The organism is Sphingobium sp. LB126, from assembly GCF_002795205.1.
GTDB lineage: Bacteria > Pseudomonadota > Alphaproteobacteria > Sphingomonadales > Sphingomonadaceae > Sphingobium > Sphingobium chungbukense.
On record NZ_NETV01000001.1, the window covers coordinates 17,224 to 42,211 of the forward strand.

Consider the following 24,988-nt stretch of genomic DNA (forward strand, 5'->3'; position numbering starts at 1 on the left):
TGTCGCGGNTTGACCGATGCGATCTTGCTGATCTCCTCAGCCGTCATCACATTGGCCGGACCTGCCGAGATATNGCCTGCACCCCGGACGAGCGAGGCCGTCACAACGATCGCGTCGCCCTCTTCGGCGAGTTCGATCGGCAGCGCGAAGGTCTGACCGACGGCGGTCTGGATGTCGGTGACGGTGGAAGTCGTATAGCCCGACGCGATCACCTGGACGGTGTAAGGCCCGCCGACGCGCAAGCCTGCGGTCGTGAATCCGCCNGAGGAGTCCGTCACTGCGTTCGAAACGGTTCCGGTAGGAACATGGGTCACCTTGACCTGAGCACCTGCGACAGGCGCACCATTGGCGGTCACCGTGCNGCGAATGGTCGACGTCGTTTCCTGCGCATGTGCAGNAGCAATCATCGCGCCGGCAACGCCAACAGCCGCCGCGGACGCGGCGAGAAAAATCTTGAGGTCCCTCATCTTCAATTCCCCTTTTGGGCCCGCCCGGCCACCCNGACCGGACACCCCGTAAGTCACTCACTTTATTGAGTGCGCCACCGCCTAGCGGCGCGTGGCGACGGCCCTGTGATGCTCTGATTACAGTTTTACGACAATATAATAGAAATCCAGTGATGCACGCCCCATCCACCCCGAAAANCACCATTCGAAGCTCAGGGAAAAATGGCTTAACAATTTGATTTATAATGTTTTTAAAGAGAATCGACAGAGCTGTTGAACAGTGGTGCAATTTTGCAACGCAACAAGAATTTTTGTGCAGGTGCGCTGAGGCAACGAAAAAGGGGCNGGCGAACGCTCGCCGGCCCCTCGAATTTCATGCCGTCGGAAGGATTAGTTCAAGCGGCGTCTTCGGCCCGCTTATCCTTTTCGCTGAAAACGCGAATCGGTTCCTTGCTGCCCGCGACCNACATCCTTGTCGACNACGACCTCACCCACGCCTTCCATCGAAGGCAGGTCGAACATGGTATCGAGCAGGATCGCTTCCAGGATCGAGCGCAATCCGCGTGCCCCGNTTTTGCGCTCGATCGCCTTCTTGGCGATCGCGGTGAGGGCATCGTCGGTGAAGCTCAGTTCNACATNCTCCATGTCGAACAGCTTGGCATATTGCTTCACCAGCGCGTTCTTCGGTTCGACCAGGATCTTGACCAGAGCGGTCACGTCCNAGATCCTCCAGCGTCGCGATCACCGGCAGACGGCCGACAAATTCGGGGATCAGGCCGAATTTCAGCAAATCTTCCGNTTCGCTCTGACGCNAGCAATTCGCCGGTCTTGCGCTCTTCCGGCGCCGCGACATGCGCGCCGAAGCCGATCGACTTGGCTTCCAGGCGGTCACCGATNATCTTTTCCAGACCCGCGAACGCACCGCCGCAGATGAACAGGATGTTGNTCGTGTCGACCTGAAGGAATTCCTGCTGCGGATGCTTGCGCCCACCCTGCGGCGGAMCSGACGCGGTCGTGCCTNCCATCAGCTTGANCAGCGCCTGCTGCACGCCCTCGCCCGACACATCGCGGGTGATCGAAGGATTTNCGGCCTTGNCGGCTGATCTTGTCGATTTCGTCGATATAGACGATGCCGCGCTGCGCCTTCTCGACATTATAGTCGGACGCCTGGAGCAGCTTGAGGATGATGTTCTCGACATCCTCACCGACATAGCCCGCCTCGGTCAGCGTCGTGGCGTCGGCCATGGTGAAGGGCACATCGAACGTCTTGGCCAGCGTCTGCGCCAGCAGCGTCTTGCCGCAACCGGTCGGGCCGACCAGCAGGATGTTCGACTTGGCCAGCTCCACCTCGCCCGGCTTGGTGCCGTGGTTCAGGCGCTTGTAATGGTTGTGGACGGCAACCGACAGGACACGCTTCGCCCGGTTCTGGCCGATCACATAATCGTCCAGCACATCGCAGATTTCCTGCGGGGTCGGCACGCCGCCATCCTTCTTGCCGACGAGACCGCCCTTGGTCTCCTCGCGGATGATGTCGTTGCACAGTTCCACGCACTCGTCGCAGATGAACACGGTCGGCCCCGCGATCAGCTTACGCACCTCATGCTGCGACTTGCCGCAGAAGGAGCAGTAAAGCGTGCTTTTAGAATCGGAGCCCGTAAGCTTAGTCATTCGCCAATCTCTCTTCCCTCTTCAGACGACTGCCGCCTGCGGTGAGGGATATGGTGGTCCTAGGATCATCCTAGACCGCGACACGTCCGTTTCACAAGGGGAGAAAAGGACGGGTCGCGGTAAACATGGCTTTTAGCCTTCAGCCGAGTCCGCCACGGCCGGGCGGCGGTCGAACNNTTCATCGACCAGACCGAACGCCTTGGCTTCCTCCGCCTCCAGGAAGGTGTCGCGGTCCATCGCGCGCTCCACTTCCTCCAGCGAACGGCCGGTATATTGGACGTAGAGATTGTTCAGGCGGCTGCGGATTCGCAGGATTTCCTTGGCCTGGATCTCGATGTCGGACGCCATGCCCTGCGCGCCGCCGGACGGCTGGTGCACCATGATGCGCGCGTTGCTGAGCGCGATGCGCTTGCCCGGCTCGCCCGCGGCCAGCAGGAAACTGCCCATCGATGCCGCCTGGCCGATGCAGACGGTGCCCACCTGCGGGCGGATATATTTCATCGTGTCGTGGATCGCCATGCCGGACGTCACCACGCCACCGGGCGAGTTGATGTACATCCAGATGTCCTTCTTCGGATTTTCCGACTCAAGGAACAGCAGCTGGGCCACGATCAGCGAGGCCATGTGATCCTCGACCTGACCGGTCACGAAGATGATCCGCTCCCGCAACAGGCGCGAATAAATATCGAAGCTGCGCTCGCCCCGGTTCGACTGTTCGATAACGATGGGGACCAGAGCGGCCATGGGATCGGTCATGATATCGGTCATCTTGCTCTTTCAGGGTGGTTGCTTTTTGCCCGTTCTCTACATCGGCACAAAAGGCAGACTGTTCAAGGGGTCGCGTGCAACGCGGATGAGATCGGCCGGTCGTCCCGCACGGGATCAATCGCGCCGGGCAAAGTCGGAAGGTGCCTTGAAGGCGAGATAGGCCAGCCGCCGCACCTCCNGCCGCCSSCGCACCACGGTATCCAGGATCAGGCCGCACATGCCCGAAAGCGTGGCGAGGATCATGAGGCCAGTCACGAGAATGGCGGTCGGGAAGCGCGGCACGAGNCCGGTCTTCATATAGGTGAGGATCAGCGGAGCCGCCAGGGCCAGTCCGGTCGCAGCCAACAGCACGGCGATGATACCGAAGAACAATATCGGCCGCTCGATACGGTAGAGGGTGATGATCGTCCGCAAGATGCGCCAGCCGTCGCGATAGGTGGAAAGCTTGCTCACCGACCCTTCCGGCCGCGCGCCATAGGNGGTGACGACCTCGGCCACCGGCATGGCGAGCTCCAGCGCATGGACGCTGATTTCCGTCTCGATCTCGAAACCGGCGGAGAGCACNGGGAAACTCTTCACGAAGCGCCGGGAAAAAACGCGATAGCCCGACAGAATGTCGGTGAAGCTGCGCCCGAACAAGCGCTTGAGCAGGCTCGTCAACGCCCAGTTGCCGAAACGATGGCCACGTCGATAGGCTTCCTCGATCTCGCTCTTGCGCGACCCCACCACCATATCGAGATTGTCTTCCAGCATAGCCGCCACCATGCGGGGCGCGGCGGCCGCCTCATAGGTCGCATCGCCATCGGCCATGATATAGATGTCGGCATCCACATCCGCGAACATGCGGCGCACGACATGCCCTTTGCCCTGTTGCGCCACGCGCCGGACGATCGCCCCTGCCCCCGACGCCAGTTCGCCGCTGCCGTCGGTGCTGTTGTTGTCGAACACGTAAATCTCGGCCGAAGGCAGGGCGCGGCGGAAATCCTCCACCGTCCGTACGATGGCACCCGCCTCATTATAGCAAGGCAGGATGACCGCGATCCGTGGGTTTGCCATACCCTTCCCGCTTTCCACTGCCGGAAATTCCTTCATCGACCCACACACCCTTTTTCGGCCCATTCCGGCCCTTTTGGGCGCCCCTGCCCCCTGTCGACATGAACGGACCCGATTAACATTTCGTCTGCCATGCCGCGGCAGAAATGGAAAGCGACGGAAATGAAAAGCGCCCGCGCTTCCTTGCGAAGCCGGGCGCTTATCCACTCAAACCGAACCGGCCTTATTCAGCCTTGGCGGCAGCCTTCTTGGCCGGAGCCTTCTTCGCCTTGGGCTTTTCCTCGGCGACGGCTTCCTCGGCTACAGCCTCGTCCTTCTTGGCGGCGGCCTTCTTGGCAGGCGCCTTCTTGGCGGGAGCCTCTTCAGCCACTTCCTCGGCAGCCGGTGCGGCTTCTTCGGCCTCGGCCTTCTTCTTGGGAGCAGCCTTCTTCGCCTTGGGCTTTTCGTCATGATCATGGTCATGATCACAGTCCGGGCCATGGACGTGCGGCTTCAGATCGCCATCCTCGGCCTCGATCGCGGCTTCCAGCTCTTCACGGCTGACAGTGCGATCAGTGACCTCGGCCTTTTCGAACAGGAAGTCGACGACCTTGTCCTCATAAAGCGGTGCGCGCAGTTGGGCCGCGGCCATCGGGTCCTGGCGGACATATTGGACGAAACGCTCGCGATCCTGCGGGCTGTACTGTTGAGCCGCCTGCATGATCAGGCGGTTCATTTCCTGATCGGAAACGACCACGCCGTTCGCCTGGCCGATTTCGGAGAGCAGCAGGCCCAGGCGGACGCGACGCACGGCGATGCCGCGATAATCCTCCTTCTCCGCTTCCATCTCGGCCAGAGCCGCTTCCGGATCTGCCTCATGGCCCGCTTCGTGCTGAAGCTGCGCCCAGATCTGGTTGAATTCGGCCTCGACCATGCTCGGCGGCACGTCGAAATCGTGCGCGGCGGCGAGCTGGTCCAGCAGCTTGCGCTTCATATAGGTGCGGGTCAGACCGTTATGTTCCTGCTCGATCTGGCCCTTCAGCAGCTCCTTGAGCTTGTCCAGACCTTCCAGACCCAGCGACTTGGCGAAATCGTCGTCCAACTTGGGCTTGTCAGCATTCAGGATCGCCTTGACGGTGATGTCGAAGGTCGCTTCCTTGCCGGCCAGGTGTGCCGCGCCATAATCTTCCGGGAAGGTCACGGTGATGGTCTTCTCGTCGCCCTTCTTGACGCCCGCGAGCTGCTCTTCGAAGCCGGGGATGAACTGGCCCGAACCGATCTTCAGCTTCACATCTTCCGCAGAGCCGCCCTCGAACGCTTCACCGTCGACCTTGCCGACGAAATCGATGGTCAGCGTGTCGCCGTCCTTCGCCTTGTGCGAAGCGGCATGCTCTTCCAGCGCACCCTGCTGGGTCGCGATGCGGCCTGCGGCTTCATCGACCTGCGCATCGGCGACTTCCGCGGTCAGACGCTCCAGCTTCAGTCCATCGACGCTCGGCGCGGCGATTTCCGGCAGCACTTCCAGCGCGACCTTGATCTCGGCATCCTTGCCGAATTCGAAGCCTTCGTCCAACTCGACGGAGGGCTGCATCGCGGGGCGCAGCTTGTTGTCGGCGATCAGCTTCTGGATGCTGTCCTGGATCGAGCTGTTCAGCGCATCGCGCTGCAACGATTCGCCGTGCATCTTCTTGACGAGGTTGGCGGGCACTTTGCCGGGGCGGAAGCCGGGCATACGGACTTGCGGCGCGATCGCGGCCACTTCCTTTTCCACGCGGGCGTCGATGTCCTTCGACGTGATGGTCACGGTGTAGGCGCGCTTCAGGCCTTCGTTCAACGTCTCGACAGTCTGCATCTCTTCTCTCAAACGCTTTCTAAAGCTGAATTTCGTTGGCGCCTGCGCATCCTATAGAGTCTGGCGCACTGGTGCGGGCGAAGGGACTCGAACCCCCACATCTTGCGATACCAGAACCTAAATCTGGCGCGTCTACCAATTTCGCCACGCCCGCATCGGTCGCCGGTCGGCGCGGCATAGAGAAAAGAGTCTCCCGAAGCAAGGCCCAGAGGTCAAGCCTGTGGATAACCGGTGGATAAGTTTCCGGGAACCCCCACGCCGGCCCGTGCGTACCCCTTATTCAAGAGGAGAGAGCCATGGCCACCCAACCCGACCCGGCACCCGACGGCGTACCGCCGCCCGACATCATCCAGCCGCAATCGCCCCCGGAAAACCCCATTCCTGCGCCTCCGGCGGAAACGCCTCCCGGCGAGCCGCCTGAAATCATTCCCGAAAGCCCGGATTTCGACCAGCCCGATCGCGCGCCGCCGGAACTGCCCCCGATCTGAATCGGCGCATTTCGGCAACATGACACCGGTTTTCCACAGAAACGGGAAATAATGCCGCTCGTAACGCTGGACAGCACCCTGCATCCATGATTGAACTATGACAAACAGATGAAAGAACGGGAGAGGCGCGGCTGACATCAAGGGGGTCAACGTGCAGACGGTTCGCGCTAAGCTGGAATGGTTCAAGACGGTCATCCTGCCTCAGGAAGCGGCTCTACGCGGGCGCCTGCGGCGGATATTACCTGCCAATCAGGAACTGGAAGACATGGTCGCGGAGGTTCTCGCCCGCGCCTATGCCACGGAAAATTGGGAAAATGTGACCACAGGCCGGGCCTATCTGTTCACGATCGCCCGCAATCTGGTGATCGACACCGCCCGCCGGAACAAGGTGGTGAGTTTCGAAACCATCGCCGATCTGGAATTGCTGCAAGGCGAAAATAATGTGGAAGCACAGCTCCACGCCCGCGAAGCCCTGCGGCAGGTCGAGACGATCGTCGATTCGCTGCCGACACAATGCCGCCGCGTCTTCATTCTTCGCCGTATCCACGAAAAATCGATGCTGGAAATAGCGGAGGAGATGTCTCTATCCGTTTCTACTGTTGAAAAACATCTGGCCAAAGCGATCGCAATAGTTATGCGGGCCTGGGCGGAACGTGAGGAAACGGATTTCGAACGTGCAGGCGTCGGGACCAGAATCAGGCTACGAAAGCAGGGGCAAGATCGAGGCGGAAGCCGCGCGCCTGCTGGCAAGGCTTAACAGCGATCCAAGCGCACAGGACGAAGCCGAAATCTGTCAGTGGATCGAAGCCGATCCGCGCCATGCCGTAGCCTTCACCAGAGCCGAAGTCGCCTGGGAAGCAGCCGAGCGCCTCAAGAGCGCCGCCGCAGAAGTCAACCTGCCCCCGCTGGAAGCCATCGTCAGCGAGGAACAACAGCGCCGCCTGTCGCGCAACATCATGATCGCCGCGGCCGTCGCGGTGATGCTGTTCATCGTCGCCGCCATCGTCACTGTCCGCACTTTCAGCGGTGTGGATCATTATGAGACGGGCATCGGCCAGATCAGCGATATTGCCCTGAACGACGGTTCGACCCTCCATCTCAACAGCGACAGCGCCGCGGAAGTCCGCTTCACCGATCATGGCCGCAAGGTGCGCATCCTCAAGGGCGAGGCCTCGTTCGACGTCGCCCATGACCGTTCCCGACCCTTCGACGTAGAGGCCCGCTCGGCCGTGATCCGGGCCGTCGGCACGGCCTTCAACGTGCGCTTGCGTCCGTCCATGGTCGAACTGACGGTGACACAGGGCACCGTGACCGTCCATTCGGGCACCAAATTGGCCGAACGCGTCAGCGCGGGCAGCGGCGCCGTCATTCAGCCGCGCAGCATATCCCTCACCCATCTCGATAAACGCCTGATCGGCCAGCGCACCGCCTGGCGCGAACAGATGGTCGAACTGGACGGCGAAACGATCGAGCAGGCCAGCGGCGAGTTCAACCGCTACCGCACGGCGCCGATCCTGATCGGGGACACAAGGGTTTCCTCGCTCCGCATCGGCGGCCGCTTCCGCATCAGCGACAGCAAGGAATTCCTCTCCGCCCTGCAACTCAGCCTGCCTATCCGGGTGGTCGACGGGCAGGACGGATCGGTTATGCTGCTTTATCGCGATGACCCTGAACCAGCGGACAATGCGGTGGGCGGATAGGCTAGTGTGGTGGATTTGAAATACGCCTCATTATAGCGGCCAAGTGGGGAGCGTATTTCAAATCCATAAACCACACTAGAATCATATATTTGCTAAGGCCTGTGGACATTTAGGGGATTCCTTTTTCCGCGCGGATCGGATTCAAGACTGGCGAAGGGAGCGCCATCTTGGATCGACACGGATTAAGCGACGAGCAGTGGGAGCGGGTTCGCCCCGTGCTTCCCGGTAAAGTTGGGGACCGAGGCCGTTCGGCTGCAGACAATCGTAGATTTCTCGAAGCGGTCTTGTGGATTGCTGGGACCGGAGCGCCATGGAGAGATTTGCCGGAGAGCTTTGGCAACTGGAACTCCAGTTTCCGTCGTTTTCGTCGGTGGGCGGTGAAAGGGGTCTTCGACCTTCTGTTTGAGCAGTTATCGGGCGACCGTGACTTCGAATACGCCATGATCGACGGCACGATCGTCCGGGTCCACCAGCAGGGCGCCGGCGCAAGGGGGGGACTCATCGTCAGGCGATCGGACGGTCGCGCGGCGGTCTGACCACGAAGATCGTGGCGCTGGTAGATGCGCTGGGAAACCTGGCCCGTTTCGTTCTGCTTCCGGGCCAAAGTCACGACCTCGTCGGGGTGAGACCGCTGATCCAGGACGTCGAATTCGATATGTTCCTCGGCGACAAGGCGTTCGACGCTGATTGGTTGCGTACCGAACTGAACGAAAGGGGCGCTGTAGTGGTGATCCCTCCCAAATCGAACCGGAAGCAGAAGATCGACTGCGACTTCCATGCCTATCGCTGGAGGCATCTCGTCGAGAACTTCTTCTGCAGCCTCAAAACATTCCGGCGCATCGCTACCCGATACGAGAAAACTGATCAGAGCTACCGCGCCATGATCAACCTTGCGGCCCTGAAGATCGCTATGCGCTAAATGTCCACACGCCTTAGTGCCCCTGATGAATCTGAAGTTCGTTCAACGCCTGCTCAACAATGTGACGAACTTCAGATTCGGGTCACTAGCCAACAGACCATCCGCGCCGCTCTTGCATAATGGAAGCGCTTGGAGCGCGCTGCGTTAAATCGTACGCAAGTCGCGCGCTCTCAGCTTTTGTTGTCGCATCGCTTCAAGCGCAAAATCGGTTCCCACTTTTGCGCACGATGCTCTGCCCCCATCGTCACCCCAACAACTCCCGCACCAATTCCGGCACCAGCATGCTTGCCGGTCCCATGCGGCTTTCCTCGAAGTAAAAGCTCCCCGCCGACGGCTCCAGATTGAGCTCCAGCGTCCGCGCGCCCACATGGCGGGCCGTCTGCACGAACCCCGCCGCCGGATAGACCGCCCCCGACGTCCCTACCGAAACGAACAGATCGGCCCGCCGCAGCGCATCGTCGATCGCCTCCATCTCATAGGGCATTTCACCGAAAAACACGATGTCGGGCCGCAGGCTCGGCTTTCCGCAGCCATCGCAAACCGAAGCGGGCGGCAAGGCGTCCTTCCAAGGCTTCGCCTTCCCGCAAGCGGCACAAAGCGCCGACTGCAACTCACCATGCATGTGGACCAGCCGCTTCGCACCGGCCCGCTCATGCAGATCGTCGACATTCTGCGTCACGATCAGCAACTCCCCCGGCCATTGCGCGTCCAGCGCCGCCAGCGCCTCATGCGCCGGATTGGGCACGACCTCGGCCAGCTTCGTCCGCCGCTCATCATAGAAACGATGCACCAGCGCCGCATTGCGCGCCAGCGCTTCGGGGGTACAGACATCCTCGACCCGATGCCCTTCCCACAGTCCGTCGGGCCCGCGAAAGGTCGAAAGGCCGCTCTCTGCGGAAATCCCAGCACCGGTCAGGACCACGATGTTGCAAATGTCGTCCATCTATTTTCCCGTCGTGCCTGCCCTGGACAGCGCTACCGCACCGGATGCGGGGGCGATAGGAAATAGTGCGAAAAATCGCCCTTCCCCCATCTCGCCATATTGGCTGTACCACCCCCGTGTCTGCTGCAAGCGCGGATAGCAAAGGGATGACAAGAGGCGCCCATTCTGGCATCCGCCATGCGACTTTTTCGGGGAATGACAATGACGACCAGCATCGGGATTTTCGGAGCGGCAGGCCGCATGGGCCGCGCCATCGCGCAGATCGCCCAGGAAGCCGGCCTGAAAATCGCCGGAGGCACCGATCGCGGCGGCGAGGGTGAATTGGCGCCGGGCATTCCGATCACCACCGATCCCGTCGCGCTGGCGCAACAGAGCGATGTACTGATCGATTTTTCCGTACCCGGCGCCTTGTCCTCCCATCTCGACGCCTGCATCGTTGCGAAAAAGCCGGTCCTGATCGGCACCACCGGGCTCGAGCCGGCGCATCACGCGCTGATCGACGAAGCCGCCGCACATATCCCGTTGCTCCAGACCGGCAACACCTCGCTCGGCGTCAACCTGCTGGCGGCGTTGGTGGAACAGGCCGCGGCCCGCCTGGGGGACGATTGGGACATAGAGATTGTCGAAATGCACCACCGCCACAAGGTCGACGCCCCCTCCGGCACAGCCCTGCTGTTGGGCGAAGCCGCTGCGCACGGACGCGGCATCGCCCTGGCCGACCATAGCGAACGCGGCCGCGACGGCATCACCGGCGCCCGGGCCAAAGGCGCGATCGGATTCGCGGCATTGCGCGGCGGCTCCGTGGCGGGCGATCATCAGGTCATCTTCGCCACGGAGGGTGAGCGGATCGAGATCGGCCATCGCGCCGAAAGCCGCCTCATCTTCGCGCGCGGCGCGGTGAAGGGTGCGCAATGGCTGATCGGCCAGCCGACGGGACGCTATGACATGAAGGGCGTGCTGGGCCTCTGAACATGAAGAAGGACCAGATTTTCGACTTTTTCAGCCGCCTCGCGGAGGCCAATCCGGCCCCCCGCACGGAGCTGGAATATGGCAATGACTATCAGCTTCTGGTGGCGGTGGTCCTCTCGGCACAGGCGACGGACGTCGGCGTCAACAAGGCGACCCGCGCCCTGTTCCGCGAAGTTCACACGCCGCAGCAGATGATGGACCTGGGCGAAGACGGCCTGAAACAGCATATCAAGACCATCGGCCTCTTCAATGCCAAGGCGAAGAATGTCATCGCCCTCTCGGAAATACTGGTGTGCGATTTCGGCGGGGAAGTGCCGCAGGACCGCGATATCCTGACCACCCTGCCCGGCGTCGGGCGAAAGACCGCCAATGTCGTCGTCAATACCGCCTTCGGGCAGGAGACGTTCGCGGTCGACACCCATATCTTCCGCGTCGGCAATCGCACCGGCCTGGCCCCCGGCAAGACACCGCTGGCGGTGGAGCTGAAGTTGGAAAAGCGCGTGCCCGGCCCGTTTCGCCGCGACGCGCATCACTGGCTGATCCTGCACGGCCGCTACGTCTGCAAGGCGCGCAAGCCAGAATGCTGGCGCTGCATCGTCGCCGACCTCTGCCGTTTCAAGCCGAAGACACCCGCTGCCGGAAGCCCGAACTGATTATCGTCCGGTTCAGCCGGGACGTGCTAAAAGGGAGCGGAATAACGGATGAAGCGTTAGCGCGCCGTCATTCCTATAGTCATAAGGAGAGACATGATGTCCGCCCATCTCACCCGCCGGCTGGCTCTGGCCATGGCGCTGGCCTGCACCGCCGCCCCCACCCTCGCCAAGACCGCGCCCGACAATCTCGTGCCGGCCGGCAAGCCGGTGGATTGCGTCCAGATTACATCGATCCGGTCCACCAATGTCCGCGACGACCGCACCATCGATTTCATCATGAATGGCAACAAGGTCTACCGGAACACGCTGCCCAACAGTTGCCCCAGCCTGGGCTTCGAAAAGCGCTTCCTCTACAAGACGAGCCTGTCGCAGCTATGTTCGGTGGACATCATCACCGTGCTCTACCAGACCAATGGATTGCAGCCGGGCGCCAGTTGCGGCCTGGGCAAATTCCAGCCGATGCAAAAACTCGCGAAATAACTTTGATCTGAGGTGATTTTGGTGCTGGCGCGAGCGATTGGGCTTTGCTAAGCGGCCCTTCGCACCAGCGACACGCACCCATAGCTCAGCTGGATAGAGCGTTGCCCTCCGAAGGCAAAGCTAAGTCAAGTGGGTTGTGTGTGCGGATTAGAAAAAGCGAGGGAAACCAAGCGATTGGCGAACCTCGAAGGAACCAGGAAAACCGCTTCCGTGGTCGCGGAAGCACCACGGAAGCAAACGAAAGGAGACCAGAGGCGGCAAACGACGACAAAAGGACTGGTGTGTCACCGAGTCCTAATGACGTTCGAGCCGAGGAAGGGAAGCGGGTTTGAAGTTGACCTCGTTTTGGGTCACGCTTTATCGCCTGCACACGATGCACCCGTAGCTCAGTTGGATAGAGCGTCGGCCTCCGAAGCCGAAGGTCAGAGGTTCGAGTCCTCTCGGGTGCGCCATTTCAGAGAACTTTGAACACAGACTTCGACCGATTTCCGCGGGAGGCGGCGACCATGCCATGTCGGTGTGGGGCGGGTCGATTCCCAGCTTCCTTCTCGTCTTCGATCCGCGCGGCGACGCTACGATAGCTGGATCGACGGCATGGCGCGGCCATGAGTTTCACCAAGTGGATCGTTGCGCATATAGGCGAGAAGATCAGCCTTTCCGAACCCACGTTGGGCACTCTCTCGAAGATTCCACGCTTCTGAAAGCCTGCGGGCGAGCCTGATAATCACGCTTGGCGGCCCGCCTTGAAATGCATCGCGTCAGCAGTATCCGGCGAAAACCGGGCGGCGCGCAATTCCAAGTTCTTTACGCCGCCCTTACGCGCGGACGTAAAAACTCAGCACTACCCTTACATGCGACACAGTAAATGCTTGCCGGCAACCAGAATGGAGCCGGTTTATATGTCGCGCGATCAGTTTCCTCGTAACGCCAAGCCGCAACCCTGCCGATCCGCCACAGACGAGCGCGCGTCGGAGCCTCAACCGTGACCGCCGTCGCGATGACCTGGCTGGCCGGCCTCTGCGCAGTCGGCCTCTTCGTCTATCTGTTCTACGCCCTCGTGAAGCCTGAGCGCTTCTAAGAGCAGAACAGCGTTCTGCAACAATAAGGTCAGGTGGCAATTATGGGCGACCTCATATTCGTAGCGGTGACGCTCGTCTTCTTCCTAGTGACAGCGGGGTTCATTGTAGCCCTGGACCGGATTTGAGGACGCGCACATGGAACACGACCTCACCCAATTCGCTCTCATCCTCGCGATCATGGCCGGGCTGGTTTTCGTGCTCGGCAAATGGATGACGCACCTCTTCGTCAGCCCCGCCCACAACATCATTGAGCGCGGCACCTATCGGCTGCTCGGCGTCGATCCAGCCGAGAAAATGTCCTGGAAGCGCTATGGCATGGTGCTGCTTCTCAGCAACGCCGCGATGATGCTGCTCGGTTATCTGCTCCTGCGCGTGCAGCAGTATATTCCGGGCGATGCGCTTGAGCGTGCGTCGCAGTCGCCGCACCTGGCTTTCAATACCGCCGCCTCGTTCATCACCAACACGAACTGGCAATCCTATTCGGGCGAGACGAGTCTTTCCAACTTTTCGCAGATGGCCGTCATCACCTTCCTCATGACGGTGAGCGCCGCGACCGGCGTTGCGGCGGCAGGAGGCTTTATCCGGGGGTTAAGCCGGAAGAGCGCGGCCGATATCGGCAATTATTGGGTGGACTTCACCCGCGTCATTTTTCGCCTCCTCCTGCCGATCTGCTTCGTCCTGGCCCTCGTCTATGTCTGGCAGGGGATACCGCAAACGCTGAATGCCGAGGCTATCGCAAATACTCTCGAAGGAGCGAGACAACAGCTCATCGTTGGGCCGGTCGCGAGCTTGGAGACCATCAAGCACATCGGCACCAACGGCGGTGGCTTCTTTGCCATGAACTCGGCACATCCATTCGAGAACCCGACGCCCCTGACGAACACGCTGCACATCCTCAGCATGTTGTTGATCCCCTCGGCGCTGACTTACACGTTCGGCTCGATGATCGCGCGGCGGCGCCAGGGCTGGGCCTTCTTCGCCGCGTTTCTGGTCATGTTCCTTGGTTTCCTTGCCTTGGTTTATAGCGCCGAGCGTGCCGGCAACCCCATGTTCGCCTCGGCCGGCGTCGATCAGGCGCAGACGCAGCTTCAGGCCGGCGGCAACATGGAAGGCAAGGAGCTGCGCTTCGGCATCGCTCAGACCAGCCTGTTCGTAACCACCACGACGGCAGCGACGACCGGCTCGGTCGATGCCATGCACTCGTCGCTTACGCCATTGGGCGGCCTGGTGCCGATCGCCGAGATGATGCTGAACAACGTGTTCGGCGGCGATGGTGTCGGCCTCATCAATCTCGTCACCTACGCGATCCTGACCGTGTTCCTGGTCGGCATGATGATCGGGCGAACGCCCGAGTTCTTGGGCAAGAAGGTCGAGGCGCGCGAGATGAAATTTGTGATGCTCGCGGTGCTGGCGCATCCGTTCAGCATCTTGGGTTTCACAGCGCTCGCCTGCCTCACGCCATCAACGCTCGCCAGCCTTGCCAATATGGGTCCGCATGGCTTCAGCGAGGTGCTTTACGCCTACACCTCGGGCACGGCCAACAATGGTTCGGCGTTTGCCGGCCTTAACGCCAACACACCGTTCTTCAACACGACGATTGGCCTGGCGATGCTGATCGGACGCTATCTGACGCTATTGCCGATGTTAGCCGTGGCGGGGGTGATGGCAGCCAAAACGACCGTCCCGGAAGGCCCCGGAACGCTGTCGACGTCGACTCCGCTGTTCACCGGCTTGCTCGTCTTTGTGGTCATCATCGTCGGCGGTTTGACGTTCCTGCCAGCCTTGGCGCTCGGCCCGATTGTCGAGCACCTGTTGATGCTGTCCGGCACGACCTTCTGAGGAAGAACGCTCATGTCCGATGTTTCCAATACGACTGAAAATGGCATCCTCTCACTGACCAAGGGCATCGCGCGTCCGGCGCTCGTGTCGGCCGTCTTCTTCATGGTGGTGGCGGGCATTGCCTATCCGTTGGTGACCACCGGCGTCGCCAATATTCTTTTCCCCGATCAGGCTCAGGGCAGCCTCATCGTAAGAGACGGGCAGACCGTTGGCTCCCGCTTGATCGGGCAGTATTTCGCGCGACCTGAATATTTTCATGGTCGGCCGAGTGTGACGGCAGGCGCTGATCCCAACGATCCCTCGAAAAGCATCGACCAGCCCTATAATGCCGGCGCCAGTGCGGCGAGCAACCAGGGTGCGACCAGCAAGAAACTGCTTGATGCGGTGAACGAACGCGCGAGGGCATATCGCGAAGAGAACGGGCTTGCGCCCGACGCTCCAGTTCCAGTCGACGCTGTTACGGCCTCCGGTTCTGGCCTCGACCCCCACATTTCCGTTGCGAACGCCAGACTGCAAGCAGCGCGCGTTGCTCGGGTGCGCGGCCTGCCGCCAGCCACAGTGCTGGCGCTCGTGAACGATCACACGAGCGGCCCCCAAATCGGCGCTCTCGGCGATCCGAGAGTGAATGTCCTTGAACTCAATCTCGCACTGGACGCGGCCACGACGGCGCGTCCTGCCGCACAATAAGAAGGCGGTGCCATCATGTCACAAGTCGACGCAACGGCGCCGCTCGGCGCAAGTTCCGGTGGAAGTCCCAAGCCCGTAAAGTGGGCCTCCGTGATCGGGGAGGCGTTCAAGAAGCTGTCGCCACGGGTTCAATCGAAAAACCCCGTGATGTTCGTCGTCTATCTCGGCAGCATCGTCACAACGCTGCTCTGGGTCCAGGCGCTTTCCGGTAAAGGCGAGGCGTCGGGCGCATTCATCTTCGCGGTCGCGATTTCGCTGTGGTTCACGGTGCTTTTCGCAAATGCCGCCGAGGCGTTAGCGGAGGGGCGTGGCAAAGCACAAGCTGATGCGCTACGCGCGACGCGCCAGCGCGTGGTCGCTCGAATGCTCAAGGAGCCGCGCCGTGACAGCGAGTCTTGGCCGCAGCCAAGTGACGAGCTTGACGTGGGCGCCTACCTCTTGGTCGAAGCTGGCGAGATAATCCCAACCGATGGCGAAGTCATTGAGGGCGCAGCTTCAGTCGACGAGTCGGCGATCACCGGCGAATCCGCTCCGGTCATCCGCGAGGCGGGCGGCGACTTCTGCTCCGTGACCGGCGGCACTCGCGTCCTATCCGACTGGATCGTGATCCGCGTGACAGCCAAGCCTGGCGAAGCCTTTCTCGACCGCATGATCGCTATGGTCGAGGGGGCCAAGCGGGGAAAGACGCCAAACGAGATCGCCCTGACGATCCTGCTTGTAGCTCTCACGCTTATCTTCCTTCTGGTGTGCGCAACGCTCCTGCCCTTTTCGCTGTTCAGCACGGTCCTCAACGGCTCCGGCTCGGTGGTGACGATCACCGTGCTCATTGCGCTCCTGGTTTGCCTGATTCCCACCACCATCGGCGCATTGCTCTCCGCAATCGGCATCGCCGGCATGAGCCGGATGATAAAGGCCAATGTGCTTGCTACCTCGGGGCGTGCCATCGAGGCGGCCGGAGATGTCGATGTCCTGCTGCTCGACAAGACCGGCACGATTACCCTCGGCAATCGTGAGGCCGCCAAGTTCCATCCCGCCCCTCGAATGGATGAGCGCACGCTGGCAGACGCCGCCCAGCTCGCGTCATTGGCCGATGAAACGCCGGAGGGCCGTTCGATCGTCGTGTTGGCCAAGAACACCTTCAACATCCGTGGGCGTGAACTGCATGGGGCCGAGACCATCGCGTTCAGCGCACACACACGGATGAGCGGCATCAATCTCGACGGCCGCCAGATCCGCAAGGGAGCCGCGAGCGCAATTCGCGCGCATGTCGAGGCGATGGGCGGCGTATTCCCGCAGGAGATCACCAAGATCGTCGAGGATGTCGCGCGGCGCGGTAGCACGCCGCTCGTCGTCAGCGATGACATCCATGTGCTCGGCGTTGTCGAACTCAAGGACATCATCAAAGGCGGGATCAAGGAGCGCTTCGCCGAACTGCGCGGCATGGGCATCAAGACCGTGATGATTACCGGCGACAATCATCTCACGGCCGCGGCGATCGCGGCCGAGGCCGGGGTGGACGACTATCTGGCCGAAGCCACGCCCGAGGACAAACTCCAGCTCATCCGCAAGTATCAGGCAGAGGGGCGGCTCGTCGCCATGACCGGCGACGGGACCAACGACGCGCCCGCGCTCGCGCAAGCTGACGTTGCTCTGGCGATGAACAGTGGCACTCAGGCGGCCAAAGAGGCCGGCAACATGGTCGATCTGGACAGCAACCCGACCAAACTGCTGCGCGTTGTCGAGGTCGGCAAACAGATGATCATGACTCGTGGCTCGTTGACCACATTCAGCGTCGCCAACGACTTGGCGAAATATTTCGCGATCATTCCGGCTGCGTTTGTCGCGACCTATCCTCCGCTGGCCGTCCTCAATGTCATGGGCCTCCACAGCCCCGCATCGGCCATCTTATCGGCGGTAATCTTCAATGCGCTCATCATCGTAGCCTTGATCCCGCTGGCCCTTCGAGGAGTGCAGTATAGAGCCGAGCCAGCGGCCCGGCTCCTTGGCCGGAACCTCCTGATCTATGGATTGGGCGGGATCATCGCGCCGTTTATTGGTATAAAGCTGATCGACATCCTGCTGACGCCTTTCTTCTAGCGGAGGGTCTTCAAAAAGAGGCGAACGCCGTTGTGAGGTTGGACGGTAAATGATGACGGATCAGCGGCCAGATCCCGACGATCTTCTGGAGGTCGTGAAAGGTGAGGACCATCGCTCCAAACGCGGGCAACTGAAGATATTCTTCGGCGCGTGCGCAGGGGTGGGCAAGACCTTCGCGATGCTCCAGGCGGCGCGCCAGCTCCACGCCGAGGGGGCCGCAGTCGGGATCGGGGTCGTCGAAACCCACGGTCGCAAAGATACGCAGGAACTCTTAGAAGGGCTTCCTGTTCTGCCGCGCAAGACGGTGGGCGGCAACGGCCGAGCGGCAACCGAGTTTGATCTCGATGGCGCGCTCGCATCGCCATACAAAATTCTGGTTGTCGATGAACTAGCCCACACCAACGTCGCCGGCAGCCGACATGCCAAACGCTGGCAGGATGTCGAGGAGCTGCTCGATGCCGGCATCGACGTCTATACGGCGCTTAACGTCCAGCATCTCGACAGCCTCAACGATATCGTTGGCGGCATCATAGGCACCCGTGTGCGGGAGACGGTTCCTGACCGCATCTTCGACGCCGCCACCGACGTTGTATTGGTGGACATACCGCCCGACGATCTGCTGGCCAGGTTGAACGCCGGAAAGGTCTATTTGCCGGTCGCGGTCGAGCGTGCTCGTCAGAATTTCTTCCGTCGCGGCAATTTGATAGCGCTCCGCGAACTGGCGCTTCGCCGCGTCGCCGATCGTGTGAACGCGGATGTGCGGAGCTATCGAGTCTCTCACGCGATCAAGTCGGTCTGGCCCACTCAGGAAATGCTCATGGTCTGCGTGAGCGCCGACCGATCGCAAGAGCGGTTGGTTCGCGAGGGCGCGCGGCTCGCGCAGCGGCTACAGGCCAAATGGATCGTCGTCCATATCGACCAACCCTACAAAGGCGACGACACGAGATCCCGCGAAACATTGCTGACGATCGCCACCACCGCGCAGGCAGCGGGGGCGGAGTTTGCAAATATTCCCGGACAGGATATCGCCGAGACCCTGTTGGATTACGCGCGCAAGCGCAATGTTACGAAGCTCATTGTCGGTAATCCACCCCGCTGGAAATTCAAGCTCTTCCGATCACGGCTTCAGGAAAGAATCGCGCGCGCTGGCCCGGAAATGGGACTGATCCTGCTCAGCGTCGATGATGTTCGGCCGACGGTCAAACGCAAAGTCACGGATGAACCCCGAGGCTATGCTGCGGCGCTCTCCATTGCGACACTCGCTTGCGGCGCAACCACGGCGCTAGCGGCATGGCTGCTGCGGGTCTTCGACCCATCCAACGTCATCATGCTGTTCTTGATGACGGTCGTGTTCGTCGCGATGCATCTCGGCCGCGTCGCCGGCGCTTGGGCCGCGTTTTTGTCGGTGGTGTGCTTCGATCTATTTTTCATCGAGCCAACGCTCTCATTCACCGCCACTGACACCCAATATTTCTTCACCTTTGCGCTCATGTTGGTCGTGGCGCTTGTCATCAGCCAGCTCGCTGCGCGTATGCGCTCCGAAGCCAGGGTCGCTCGCGCCGGCGAGCGCCGGGCTTCCACTCTGGCCCGCATCGCGCGCGATCTCTCCAGCGCCATAAAGATCGAACAGATAGTCTCGATGTGCCGGGACGCGATCACCCCCCTGATCGGGGCTCAGGTGGTTCTTCTCATCCCGGACCAGAAGGAGCGCCTCGTCGCGACCCAGAATGCCGGCTTCGTCGACCTCTCGGTCGCCCAATGGACTTTCGACCATGCGCAGGAAGCGGGACTCGGAACACAGACCTTGAGCGCCGCCAATGCGCTCTATCTTCCGCTTAAGGCGTCAATGGCAACCAGAGGCGTGCTGGCCATCCTGCCGTCCGGCTCGACGATACTGAACGATCCAGACGATCGCCGCTTGCTCGATGCCTGTTGCTCGACCATCGGATTGGCGCTCGAGCGTATCCATTTCGTGGAGGTTGCCCAGGACACGCTGGTCCGCATGGAAGGCGAGAAACTTCGCAATGCTCTTCTTTCTGCGGTGTCTCACGATCTCAAAACACCGCTGACAGCGATCCGCGGCTTGGCGGAGACCCTCGAGGACTCGCCTAACCTGCGCGTCAACGACCGCACCGATCTTGCTCGTTCCATCAAGATGCAAGCCGACGAACTCAAGCGCCTCGTGAGCAATCTTCTCGACTTGGCGCGAATGCAAAGCGACGGGGTGCATCTCCACAAAGAATGGCACACGCTCAGCGAGATCGTCGGCAGCGCCCTCGCGCAATCAACCACGCTTCTAAAGCCACGGACGGTCCAAACGCGCCTTCCGGCCACCCTGCCGCTCGTCGAGGTTGATGCGGCCCTCATTGAGCGTGTTCTCATCAACCTCTTCGACAACGCGGCAAAATATACGCCGCCTGAGACAACCGTTACGATCCGAGCCGGAGCTTCAGGGGATTCCGTCTATCTGGTCGTCGAGGACGACGGTCCCGGCTTGCCAGCGACTGACCCCGATGGGCTTTTTGAGCCGTTCGCCAGGGGGCAGAAGGAATCGTCAATCGCTGGGGTCGGTCTGGGCCTGGCGTTGTGTCGCAGCATCGTTTCCGCGCATGGCGGCACGATCCGGGCGCGGGCGCGCAAGCCACATGGCGCAGCCTTCGAGATCCGGCTGCCGCTAGGTGCGCCGCCTGAAGTCGAGAGTGAGACAGCCGATGATCAAACCGCGCATCCTGATCGTTGAGGACGAAGCCGACATTCGTCGCTTTGTCCGAATGGCGCTTGAAAAGGAAGGCATGAACGTCTTCGAGACGGCTACGGCCGAGGAGGCGCGCCTCAACGTGGGCAGCCGGAAACCCGATCTCATGATCGTCGACCTTGGTTTGCCTGACGGAGACGGAAAGATGCTGATCCGCGACGTCCGTAGTTGGGTCTCCGCTCCGATCGTCGTGCTGTCGGCGCGTGAACAGGAAACCGAGAAGGTCGAAGCGCTGGACGCCGGCGCCGACGATTACCTGGTCAAGCCATTCGGTGTGCCGGAGTTGCTGGCGCGTGTGCGTGCGCAACTGCGTCGCTCAAGCACGGTGTCAAACGGTGCAGGCGCCTCGCCGATCGTGAGATTTGGAAATGTCTCAATCAACCTCGCCACCCACGAGATCGCGCGGGGCGATGAGCCGGTGCATCTGACACCAAACGAGTTTCGTCTGCTCACGGCGCTGATCCGCGGGCACGGTAAGGTGCTCACCCATCGACAGCTCCTCATGGAAGTTTGGGGGCCAGGCTACGCGGAGCGCTCGCATTACATTCGCATCTATATGGCTCAGCTTCGGCAAAAACTTGAGGATGACCCGTCGCAGCCCGTGCATTTGATCACGGAATTGCAGGTTGGTTATCGACTCTCTGGGCTCGAGATTTCAGAAGCAAGTTAGGTTTACGCCAACGATAGTGTCATCCGCCCGTGGCTGCTCGCAGCATAGTCTTTGGCGTGATCTGGAAAGTGAGGTGGCGATCATGATCGCCAAGGTCTTGATTCAATCACTCTTGGGCTTGCTAGTCCTTGGCCTTCTGCTGTTTGCGCCTGCCGGCACGCTGTCATGGCCGGAAGGCTGGGCATATCTCCTGCTCTTCATGGTTTGCAGCCTCGCGATGACGCTCTGGATGCTGAAGGCTGATCCCGCACTACTGGCCGCGCGGATGCAGTCGCCACTCAAGGCTGAGCAGAAGCCGCGCGATCGCATCATCGTTTCGCTGCTTCTGATTTTCTTCTGCGCGTGGATGGCGTTCATTGCGCTCGATGCCGAGCGCTTTGAATGGTCCGATGGCCCCGTCTGGCTCGAGGTGGTCGGCGCGGTGCTGGTGGCATGGTCGTTCTGGGGCTTCTACACGGTCCTGCGCGCCAACAGCTTTGCCGCGACGACGATTGGCGTCCAAAAGGAACGCGGTCAAAGCGTGATTTCGTCCGGCCCCTACGCCGTCATTCGCCATCCAATGTATGCCTATCTGTTTCCGTTCGCGATCGGCACGACACTGATGCTCGGATCGTTATGGGGTTTGCTCGGACTTATCCCAATGGCGATCATTCTTGCCGCGCGGATATTTGGGGAGGAAGCGGTCTTGGCCGACGAGCTTCCGGGCTATCGAAACTATGTTAGCCGCGTGCGCTACCGCCTGCTGCCCGGTGTTTGGTGAAAACCTCAGTCCCGCCCCCGGTCGTTATGGCGCACGGGAAGGGAAAGTTTGCTTTGCGCGTCGACGCAAATTCTGCCGGAAAAACCGCACCACCTCGCGATTGAAGGCGACATGAAAGCCAGCGCGGTCAAATCCGGGTGGCGAGGTGCTGGGGGTCGCGGGATTGGTCTTGGGAAGTTGACAGTCGAAGAGAGCGGGCAAGACTCGGCAATGCCAAGAAATTGCCGCTGCATCCGTCATCGTTCCGGCGGCCGCCAGCACCGTGAAGCCGCCCGAGGAAAAGCCGAAGGCGCCCACCCGCGCCGGGTCTAAGCGCGCACGATGAGACCATTGCTCCAGCATGTAGCTGACCAGCACCGAGGAACTGCCGCGGCAGGCGTGCGCATCCTTACAGCACTTTTATGCCAACGGATAAAAACTTTATCCCACCCTTACATTCGATCGCTTAAGCCTCGGTCGATCCTTCGGAGACAAGCGATTGAAAATCGTCTGATCTTGGACGGCGAGCGGGGGTGAACGGGGATCTTCCTATGATTACTTCATCCTAGCTGCTGGTTAACCAATCGTGCCCATACCGAAATGCACCATCGAGGTTCGGCACCTTCGCTACGTTGTTGTGGCCGCAGAACAGGGGAGCTTCCGAAAAGCCTCCGCCAGGCTTGGAGTGCGCGAGTCAACGATCAGCCGACAGATCCGTGATTTGGAAGATGCCCTCGGCTCTAGTCTTTTTCTCCGCACCCGAGCGGGCGTCGCTCTTACCCAAGCCGGCGAGAGCTTTGTTCAGAGAGCGCGATGTGCTCTTACGCAGATTGATTTCGCGATCCGCGATGTTGGAGCGATTGGACGCGGCAGCCGCGGGGTCATTCGCATCGGACTTTTTTCCTCCCTTGCAACCGGATTCGTCGCGAGCCTGATTGGGCAATTTATGGCTGATCACAAGGAGGTGCAGCTCGAATTCCTCGAAGGCGATCACCTTGAACTCATCCCTGCCGTGCGCCGCCATCAACTCGACATTGCGTTCATGACCGAGCCTCATGAGATCGAGGATTTCAGCTCGATACGTTTGTGGACCGAGCAGGTCTATGTGGTTTTGTCGAAAGCGGACGCTCTCGCATCTCGATCGGAGATAGCCTGGAGTGATATACGTCGCCGTCGGTTCATCGTCACAGAGATCGCGCCTGGACGGGATATTGAGGCTCTCCTCTTTCGGCATTTGTCTTCACTGGGTCATCGGCCGGACATCCAGCGCAATCGCGTATCCCGCCAGACCCTGATGCAACTCGTTGCTTGTGGTCAAGGCATCACGCTCGCGAGCGAGTCGATCACCGAAACGCCGTTCGCTGGCGTCGCGTATCGGAGATTAGTTGGGTGTCGGCTGCCGTTCTGTGGCATTTGGTCCGATGAAAACGACAATCCCGCATTTCGGCGCCTGCTGAGCATGGCGAACCTCCTGTCGAGGGTCGAGAGCAACGCAGTCGTCCGTAGGCCCCATACTCATTAGAGTGTATAATTATTGGGTGGGGCAGCGGCGTGCCGCGATTTTTACTCCGTCCTTACGATTCTGAGCAAGATAAGACGCCGATTTTACGCGCCCGCTCTTACGTCTCGTGTGCATCGACCTTTCAGGCAGAGGGATGCACGCATGACAACTCCGTCTCCGTTTTCCTATTCGGTGGCCACCTCGAGGCGATGCGGCTCTCGCTCGTCTGGTGTGCGCGCCGCCCGTTACGCCTTCCTGCTCGTTGCCTGTAGCGCCTTCTTCGGGATCGAGGCGGCTCACGCCGATCCGTTGCCGGCGCCGAGCTTTTCCGGCCCACTCGCGCCTAATCCTCATCCTCTGTCGGTGGACGCGGGGCCATTTGGCTCGATCTCGCTCTCCGGTCAGCTCAGCGGCATTGGCGTGTTGCAAAGCGCCGCCACGCACGCGGGCGGCATAGGAAACGAGGACGGATTCGCAGACCTCAGCAATGCGCAGATCGAGATCCAGACGGACGGACGCTTGCAGTTTTATGTCCAGGCCGGCGCCTATTCGCTACCGTCGCTGGGCACGGCCTATCTGCGTGCAACGAAAGCGACCGACCAACTCTATGGTCCCATTCCTGTCGCCTATGCCAAGGCCATGATAACACCGGAGCTGTCAATCAGCGGCGGTCTCCTGCCGACTATGGTCGGCGCGGAGGCGACGTTCACGTTTCAGAACGTCAACATCGAGCGCGGGCTGCTATGGAATCAAGAGCCTGCGATCAGCCGCGGCGTTCAAGTCAACTATGCGCGCGGGCCGCTCTCCGCAGCGATCTCGCTCAACGACGGCTATTTTTCCGGCAAGTTGAATTGGCTTTCGGGCACACTAGGTTATGCGATCGACTCGTCGAATTCGATCAGCATTGTCGGCGCCGGCAGCCTGTCGCGGAGCGACAAGTCGTCAGTCGCGACCCCCCTCGCGCAGAACAACAGCAGTATCTTCAATCTCATCTACACCCATACCAGCGGCCCACTGACGCTCACGCCCTATCTGCAATATAGCCACGTCGGCCGTGATGACCAACTCGGCATCAATCGCTCGGCTGATACCTATGGCGGTGCGCTGCTCGTCAAATACGCGCTCAACAGCGAATGGTCGCTTGGCGCGCGCGCCGAATATCTGAAGACGACCGGCGGAACGTGCGGGACGGACCCCAACTGCACGCCGACCAATCTGCTCTACGGCGCAAAGAGCAACGCCTGGTCGCTCACCATCACTCCGACCTACCAAAAGGGCGTGTTCTTCGCGCGTGGCGAACTGTCTTACACCAGGATCGGCAATCTTCAGTCGGGGCTCGGCTTCGGCCGTGACTTGAACCAGCGCGATCAGGTCCGCGCCCTACTGGAGACCGGCATCCTCTTCTGACGGGGCAGCGCGGGGCGCAGGTTTGAAGGGTCGTTCCGCCTAGCCAAAACAGCACGAGCACTGGCCGGCACTCGCAGCCTGTTGCTCGGAGATCAGGGGCACCGGAGCTCGAGGCGGTCGTCACCGGCTCTGATATGACGTCAGTCGCGGCGGTATGTGTGCATTTACGCCAACACTCTGAGGAAAACCGAGCTGATCAGCATCAAAAGGAGCATGGCGAACCCGTGATCCCAGACGCACAGGCTGTTGGGAGGAATTGGATCGCGCTTCCAGAGTGCGGCACCGAATACGAGCAG

General features: G+C 60.8%; 20 protein-coding genes, 2 tRNA genes and 7 pseudogenes. 17 read left to right on the top strand and 12 right to left on the bottom strand.

Annotated features, from left to right (window positions below; translation table 11 throughout):
* Positions 1-74: 74 nt before the first annotated feature.
* The 10 genes and pseudogenes from CAF53_RS27890 to CAF53_RS00105 form a co-directional block, all read right to left on the bottom strand.
* Positions 75-263: pseudogene (locus CAF53_RS27890) on the bottom strand (hypothetical protein); the annotation flags it as partial.
* Between the two features lies 1 nt (position 264).
* Positions 265-356 (bottom strand): annotated as a pseudogene (locus CAF53_RS29215) (hypothetical protein); the annotation flags it as partial.
* Between the two features lie 662 nt (positions 357-1,018).
* Positions 1,019-1,079, bottom strand: a pseudogene (locus CAF53_RS27900) (hypothetical protein); the annotation flags it as partial.
* Between the two features lie 463 nt (positions 1,080-1,542).
* On the bottom strand, positions 1,543-2,114 hold a 572-nt coding region (locus CAF53_RS27915), incomplete at its 3' end, for a ClpX C4-type zinc finger protein (protein WP_242443338.1).
* 177 nt (positions 2,115-2,291) lie between these two features.
* Positions 2,292-2,882, bottom strand: a pseudogene (gene clpP, locus CAF53_RS00090) (ATP-dependent Clp endopeptidase proteolytic subunit ClpP); the annotation flags it as partial.
* Between the two features lie 179 nt (positions 2,883-3,061).
* Positions 3,062-3,167, bottom strand: a pseudogene (locus CAF53_RS27920) (glycosyl transferase); the annotation flags it as partial.
* Between the two features lies 1 nt (position 3,168).
* A pseudogene (locus CAF53_RS27925) lies at positions 3,169-3,361 on the bottom strand (glycosyl transferase); the annotation flags it as partial.
* 86 nt (positions 3,362-3,447) lie between these two features.
* A pseudogene (locus CAF53_RS27930) lies at positions 3,448-3,974 on the bottom strand (glycosyltransferase family 2 protein); the annotation flags it as partial.
* A 184-nt stretch (positions 3,975-4,158) separates the two neighbouring features.
* Entirely contained in the window at positions 4,159-5,766 is a 1,608-nt protein-coding gene (tig, locus tag CAF53_RS00100; RefSeq protein WP_046763039.1) for a trigger factor, read from the bottom strand.
* A 69-nt stretch (positions 5,767-5,835) separates the two neighbouring features.
* Positions 5,836-5,920: transfer RNA gene (locus CAF53_RS00105), tRNA-Leu, on the bottom strand.
* 142 nt (positions 5,921-6,062) lie between these two features.
* On the opposite strand from CAF53_RS00105, the gene CAF53_RS00110 reads away from it, so the two are divergent.
* The 4 genes from CAF53_RS00110 to CAF53_RS00125 all read left to right on the top strand — a co-directional run bounded on the left by CAF53_RS00110 (position 6,063) and on the right by CAF53_RS00125 (position 8,873).
* Complete coding sequence (locus tag CAF53_RS00110; RefSeq protein ID WP_046763040.1) at positions 6,063-6,254, top strand: hypothetical protein; 192 nt, start codon at positions 6,063-6,065, stop codon at positions 6,252-6,254.
* A gap of 151 nt (positions 6,255-6,405) precedes the next feature.
* Complete coding sequence (locus tag CAF53_RS00115) at positions 6,406-7,011, top strand: sigma-70 family RNA polymerase sigma factor (RefSeq protein WP_046763041.1); 606 nt, start codon at positions 6,406-6,408, stop codon at positions 7,009-7,011.
* Complete coding sequence (locus CAF53_RS00120) at positions 6,929-7,954, top strand: FecR domain-containing protein (RefSeq protein WP_046763042.1); 1,026 nt, start codon at positions 6,929-6,931, stop codon at positions 7,952-7,954. Before CAF53_RS00115 ends, CAF53_RS00120 begins: the two co-directional genes overlap by 83 nt.
* Positions 7,955-8,121: 167 nt before the next feature.
* Positions 8,122-8,873, top strand: a protein-coding gene (locus tag CAF53_RS00125) for an IS5 family transposase (RefSeq protein ID WP_100236949.1) whose coding sequence is annotated in 2 segments (ribosomal slippage) — positions 8,122-8,443 and positions 8,443-8,873 — 753 coding nt in all. Because the reading frame shifts where the segments join, the coding sequence is not laid out codon by codon here.
* Between the two features lie 244 nt (positions 8,874-9,117).
* Here CAF53_RS00125 and CAF53_RS00130 read toward each other — a convergent pair.
* On the bottom strand, positions 9,118-9,816 hold the full coding sequence (locus CAF53_RS00130; protein ID WP_100236950.1) for an NAD-dependent deacylase: 699 nt from the start codon (positions 9,814-9,816) through the stop codon (positions 9,118-9,120).
* Between the two features lie 195 nt (positions 9,817-10,011).
* On the opposite strand from CAF53_RS00130, the gene dapB reads away from it, so the two are divergent.
* From dapB to CAF53_RS00185, 11 genes are all read left to right on the top strand, one after another.
* Positions 10,012-10,785 (top strand): 4-hydroxy-tetrahydrodipicolinate reductase, encoded by a 774-nt coding sequence (gene dapB / locus CAF53_RS00135; protein WP_046763289.1) that lies wholly within the window; start codon positions 10,012-10,014, stop codon positions 10,783-10,785.
* Between the two features lie 2 nt (positions 10,786-10,787).
* Positions 10,788-11,438 (top strand): endonuclease III, encoded by a 651-nt coding sequence (gene nth, locus CAF53_RS00140; protein ID WP_100236951.1) that lies wholly within the window; start codon positions 10,788-10,790, stop codon positions 11,436-11,438.
* A 132-nt stretch (positions 11,439-11,570) separates the two neighbouring features.
* A complete protein-coding gene (locus CAF53_RS00145) occupies positions 11,571-11,918 on the top strand; it encodes a hypothetical protein (RefSeq protein WP_046763290.1) in 348 nt (115 codons plus the stop codon).
* Between the two features lie 375 nt (positions 11,919-12,293).
* A tRNA-Arg gene (locus tag CAF53_RS00150) sits at positions 12,294-12,370 on the top strand.
* A 530-nt stretch (positions 12,371-12,900) separates the two neighbouring features.
* The gene (kdpF, locus tag CAF53_RS00155; RefSeq protein WP_197707317.1) at positions 12,901-12,996 is read left to right on the top strand and encodes a K(+)-transporting ATPase subunit F; all 96 of its coding nucleotides are present in this window, start codon (positions 12,901-12,903) and stop codon (positions 12,994-12,996) included.
* A 136-nt stretch (positions 12,997-13,132) separates the two neighbouring features.
* The gene (gene kdpA, locus CAF53_RS00160) at positions 13,133-14,836 is read left to right on the top strand and encodes a potassium-transporting ATPase subunit KdpA (RefSeq protein WP_100236953.1); all 1,704 of its coding nucleotides are present in this window, start codon (positions 13,133-13,135) and stop codon (positions 14,834-14,836) included.
* Positions 14,837-14,848: 12 nt separating this feature from the next.
* Positions 14,849-15,523, top strand: a complete 675-nt coding sequence (gene kdpC / locus CAF53_RS00165) for a potassium-transporting ATPase subunit KdpC (RefSeq protein ID WP_100236954.1) — start codon at positions 14,849-14,851, stop codon at positions 15,521-15,523.
* 15 nt (positions 15,524-15,538) lie between these two features.
* Positions 15,539-17,620 carry a potassium-transporting ATPase subunit KdpB gene (gene kdpB / locus CAF53_RS00170; protein ID WP_100236955.1) on the top strand — a complete coding sequence of 694 codons (2,082 nt, stop codon included), beginning with the start codon at positions 15,539-15,541 and terminating at the stop codon, positions 17,618-17,620.
* A 49-nt stretch (positions 17,621-17,669) separates the two neighbouring features.
* Complete coding sequence (locus tag CAF53_RS00175; protein ID WP_100236956.1) at positions 17,670-20,360, top strand: sensor histidine kinase KdpD; 2,691 nt, start codon at positions 17,670-17,672, stop codon at positions 20,358-20,360.
* Complete coding sequence (locus tag CAF53_RS00180) at positions 20,332-21,045, top strand: response regulator (RefSeq protein ID WP_100236957.1); 714 nt, start codon at positions 20,332-20,334, stop codon at positions 21,043-21,045. The genes CAF53_RS00175 and CAF53_RS00180 overlap by 29 nt, the downstream gene beginning before the upstream one ends.
* An 82-nt stretch (positions 21,046-21,127) precedes the next feature.
* The gene (locus CAF53_RS00185) at positions 21,128-21,805 is read left to right on the top strand and encodes an isoprenylcysteine carboxylmethyltransferase family protein (RefSeq protein WP_242443463.1); all 678 of its coding nucleotides are present in this window, start codon (positions 21,128-21,130) and stop codon (positions 21,803-21,805) included.
* Between the two features lie 24 nt (positions 21,806-21,829).
* Here CAF53_RS00185 and CAF53_RS26925 read toward each other — a convergent pair whose 3' ends face one another.
* Positions 21,830-22,162: a hypothetical protein gene (locus CAF53_RS26925; protein ID WP_157801163.1), complete on the bottom strand. Its 333-nt coding sequence runs from the start codon at positions 22,160-22,162 to the stop codon at positions 21,830-21,832.
* 208 nt (positions 22,163-22,370) lie between these two features.
* On the opposite strand from CAF53_RS26925, the gene CAF53_RS00190 reads away from it, so the two are divergent.
* Together CAF53_RS00190 and CAF53_RS00195 are read left to right on the top strand one after the other, a co-directional pair.
* Positions 22,371-23,306, top strand: coding sequence for a LysR substrate-binding domain-containing protein (locus tag CAF53_RS00190; protein ID WP_197707318.1), 936 nt, complete (start codon positions 22,371-22,373; stop codon positions 23,304-23,306).
* 141 nt (positions 23,307-23,447) lie between these two features.
* On the top strand, positions 23,448-24,692 hold the full coding sequence (locus tag CAF53_RS00195) for an outer membrane beta-barrel protein (RefSeq protein ID WP_100236960.1): 1,245 nt from the start codon (positions 23,448-23,450) through the stop codon (positions 24,690-24,692).
* Positions 24,693-24,988: the final 296 nt, after the last annotated feature.